Raw genomic sequence first — 3,240 nt, forward strand, 5'->3', positions numbered from 1 at the left:
GCCAGCAATATTCACAATGTCTTTTGGTTTAAGAAAACGGACTAAAAAGTTGAAATAAGAAAAAAATTAAATGAACAAAATTTTAAAAATCTCAATTGGTTCTATTCAAATTATAGGAGGATTATTTTTAATCTATGGAATTATAAATCGGATGAACGAAGTGGGAATGATAAATTTCTTTTCAGTGATTTTGCCATTTATTTTAATAACAGGATTTAGTTTCTATGCAGGAATTCAATTAATAAAAGATAAAAGAATAGGAATAAAACTATCCATTTTAAATTTCGTCCTACAACTATTTCAATTCAGTTATTTGGGATTCTATTGGTACTATTTTATTGGACCTTATGTATCATTTGGATATCAAAAACCATATAATTCAAATTATACACTTTTAACGGACTTTGAATATTTTACTGGAACTTTAATTTCATATATCAGAAATGATACAGAATCTCATTTTTTAGCAATCAATTTAATTTCATTAGTTATCCTGATGGTTCTTTTTTATTTAAAACAAGAAAATAGTAAAGAACCAAAACTAAAGAAGAATATTTAATCTCAAATACAGCAGGCAACAACGCATATTCGCAATTGTGGCCATCGTACGAAAAGAAAGTTTAATAGAAACCAGGAACTAAAAAAACTAAATCGGACAAATCCGTATATTCACTACCACAACTGACGAATATACGAGACCGTTGTGCTTAATGTTTTAATAGTGCTTTTATGTCTATAAGCGTTTGTTTCAAACCGACAAAAGATGATTTATCCCAGATTAAATTGTGGTTGAAAAAAGAAATTGATAAAAATACTTTTGGATTCTACGATAATTGGGATGGAATTGAAGAATCATTTCATAAGGGAAATTTAGTAGCAATTAAAGAGAATAATTTCCCTGTTGGTTTTTTTACATATAGAATATCAGAAAAAGTAGTTCACATTATAATCGCAAGTATAAAAGAAACACATAGAAAGAAAGGATTTGGTAAAATTTTAATCAATGAAGCCAAAGAATATTTCAAGAAAATAAATCAAATAGTAATCGAATTATATTGTCAACCTGTAAGTTCTGAAAGCTTTTGGAAAACAATGAGCTTTAAACATTTCCCAGAAATCGATGGATACCAGAATAAAATTCAAATGTATTTTATTTTAAAACCACATTTGACACCAACTAATGACAAGAACTCTACTGCTAGAATAAAATTATGGGACGTTGAACCACACCAGATTAGAGATTATTTACCGCAATGGATTTGGGAAGTAAAATTTAAATCAAACTCCACAGAACTAGAAAAACCTATAATTTTTCCTGTAGATAGCGATTGGAATATAGAATTAGAGTATCAAGGAAAGCAAATAGAGGAACATAAAGTCAAAAAATGTAGAAATGTAAAACTTCTCAATGGCACCTACATTTTAATAAATAAATTACAAATAACATAAATGGTGAAAAAAAACTAATCAAAAAAACATGAAAAAAAGATATTTAATAATCTTCCTTGTTTCATTTTTACTTACAAGTTGTAAGGAAAATAAAGTAGATAAATACTCTTTTATAACGGATAGAATATGGAGATCCCTTGATTATAATGAAAGTCAATACTATTTCTCATCGTCTGACAGCAGCAAATACATATGGATTCCTTCTAAGAGAGAAGGAACAGAATATTCATTAGCAAAAGGAAATCCACAAACGAATCCATACAACCCTAGTCCTGAGGGATGGTTGAAATCTGCGACATTTAAGATCGCTAATGATACTTTATTCTGGCAAAGTATTAAAGATATAAAAGGAGAAAATGTTCAAAAGAGAGAAATTAAAATAGGGAAAGACACACTAATAGGAATTGTAAATTACAATACTTTAAGAGCAAAATATTATAGTATGTGGATTAGTGAGAGTAAAAAATAGTCTAAACTTTAAAAAAGAACCTAACACAAAACACTAAGCACAACAACGGTTCATCGCCAATAAGCGGCACCGTTATTAAGAAAATAATTGACTTGACCAACAAACCAATAATAAGCCGACAAATCCGCGTCCCTTACTCCGCCAACTGGCGATAACCGAGACCGTTGTGCAGCATTTACCAGAAAAATTTGACTAAAAACTACCTCATATTCGTGTTTCTTTTAATTCCAATTTTAAGTTGGAGTCAATATAAAATTTATGGAGTAGTAATTTCAAAAACCGACAACGATTCAATTCCTGGTGTAACAATTATAGAAAAAGGAACAAAAAATGGAACTCAATCGGATTTTGATGGTCTGTTTGAAATTGACGTATCAGATCCTAATGCAATTTTAGTTTTCTCTTATGTTGGAATGGTAACAAAAGAGTATAAGCTAGAAGGAAAGAATAAAATTACAGTAGAAACTAAATGGGATTGTAACAAAGATTTTTTTGATGCAAACGACATAAAAGTCTACGGTCAGACAGGTTTAATAAATAATCCTATTGGCGGAAAAATTGATGTCTCATCACCTTACTTATTTTTTGGAGGAGTATTAGAAGCTAGTTATAGCTATCAGACAAATTCAAAAGAAAATATTTTCCAAGAAGCTAGTCTAGAATTTAAACATCCGATTTCTAATTGTGATTTTGACATTGACTTTAGAACTAGCTTTCGCGATTTTGAATTTGAAAACAAATTGGATAACAGAAGTTCTTCATTTGAAACAGATTTTAATATTTCGAGATATAGTTTTATAGTTGGATACAGCCATCTAGAATTTAATAATATTAATACTTCAAAAAAGCATAATTCTTCAGGAGTATTAATTGGGTTTGGAACTTCATTCGGACAACCGCTTTATCCAGAGATAGTAGGGAAAATTTCGATTTATAAAGATAATATTGAGTACCAGGGTAAAATTCAAGGAAATTATAAACGTTTTTTGATATTTCTAAAATATTATAAATTAAGTTCCTTTAATGAGTTAAGTCTCGGAATAGGATATAACCTCAATTATTAATTTTAGAGGTAAACGCAGCACAACAACGTGTAACGCAAATGGCGGGTTTCATAGAAAAGAACTAAATTAGTTTCCAAAACAAACAAAACCGTAAGCCGACAAAACCGCGTCCCCTACTCCACACCACTTGTCGTTACACGAGACCGTTGTGGCCAATTATAATCGTGATTTTCCTTTCAATTGAGATAAATTGACTTTACTTTTGATAATATCAAATGATACTATCAAAATGAAACCTCCATACGAGATTACTCCGAC

Annotated in this window: 4 protein-coding genes; all 4 read left to right on the plus strand. The window is 29.8% G+C overall.

Features of this window, described 5'->3' with window-relative positions; translation table 11 throughout:
• Positions 1–70 precede the first annotated feature (70 nt).
• Positions 71–559 (plus strand): hypothetical protein, encoded by a 489-nt coding sequence (locus RM553_RS19175; protein WP_311536578.1) that lies wholly within the window; start codon positions 71–73, stop codon positions 557–559.
• Positions 560–729: 170 nt separating this feature from the next.
• The gene (locus RM553_RS19180; RefSeq protein ID WP_311536579.1) at positions 730–1,449 is read left to right on the plus strand and encodes a GNAT family N-acetyltransferase; all 720 of its coding nucleotides are present in this window, start codon (positions 730–732) and stop codon (positions 1,447–1,449) included.
• Positions 1,450–1,477: 28 nt separating this feature from the next.
• Positions 1,478–1,918: a hypothetical protein gene (locus RM553_RS19185; RefSeq protein WP_311536580.1), complete on the plus strand. Its 441-nt coding sequence runs from the start codon at positions 1,478–1,480 to the stop codon at positions 1,916–1,918.
• A gap of 212 nt (positions 1,919–2,130) precedes the next feature.
• A complete protein-coding gene (locus tag RM553_RS19190) occupies positions 2,131–2,982 on the plus strand; it encodes a carboxypeptidase-like regulatory domain-containing protein (protein WP_311536581.1) in 852 nt (283 codons plus the stop codon).
• The last annotated feature ends 258 nt before the right edge of the window (positions 2,983–3,240 follow it).

Source organism: Autumnicola tepida (assembly GCF_031846485.1).
Lineage (GTDB): Bacteria > Bacteroidota > Bacteroidia > Flavobacteriales > Flavobacteriaceae > Autumnicola > Autumnicola tepida.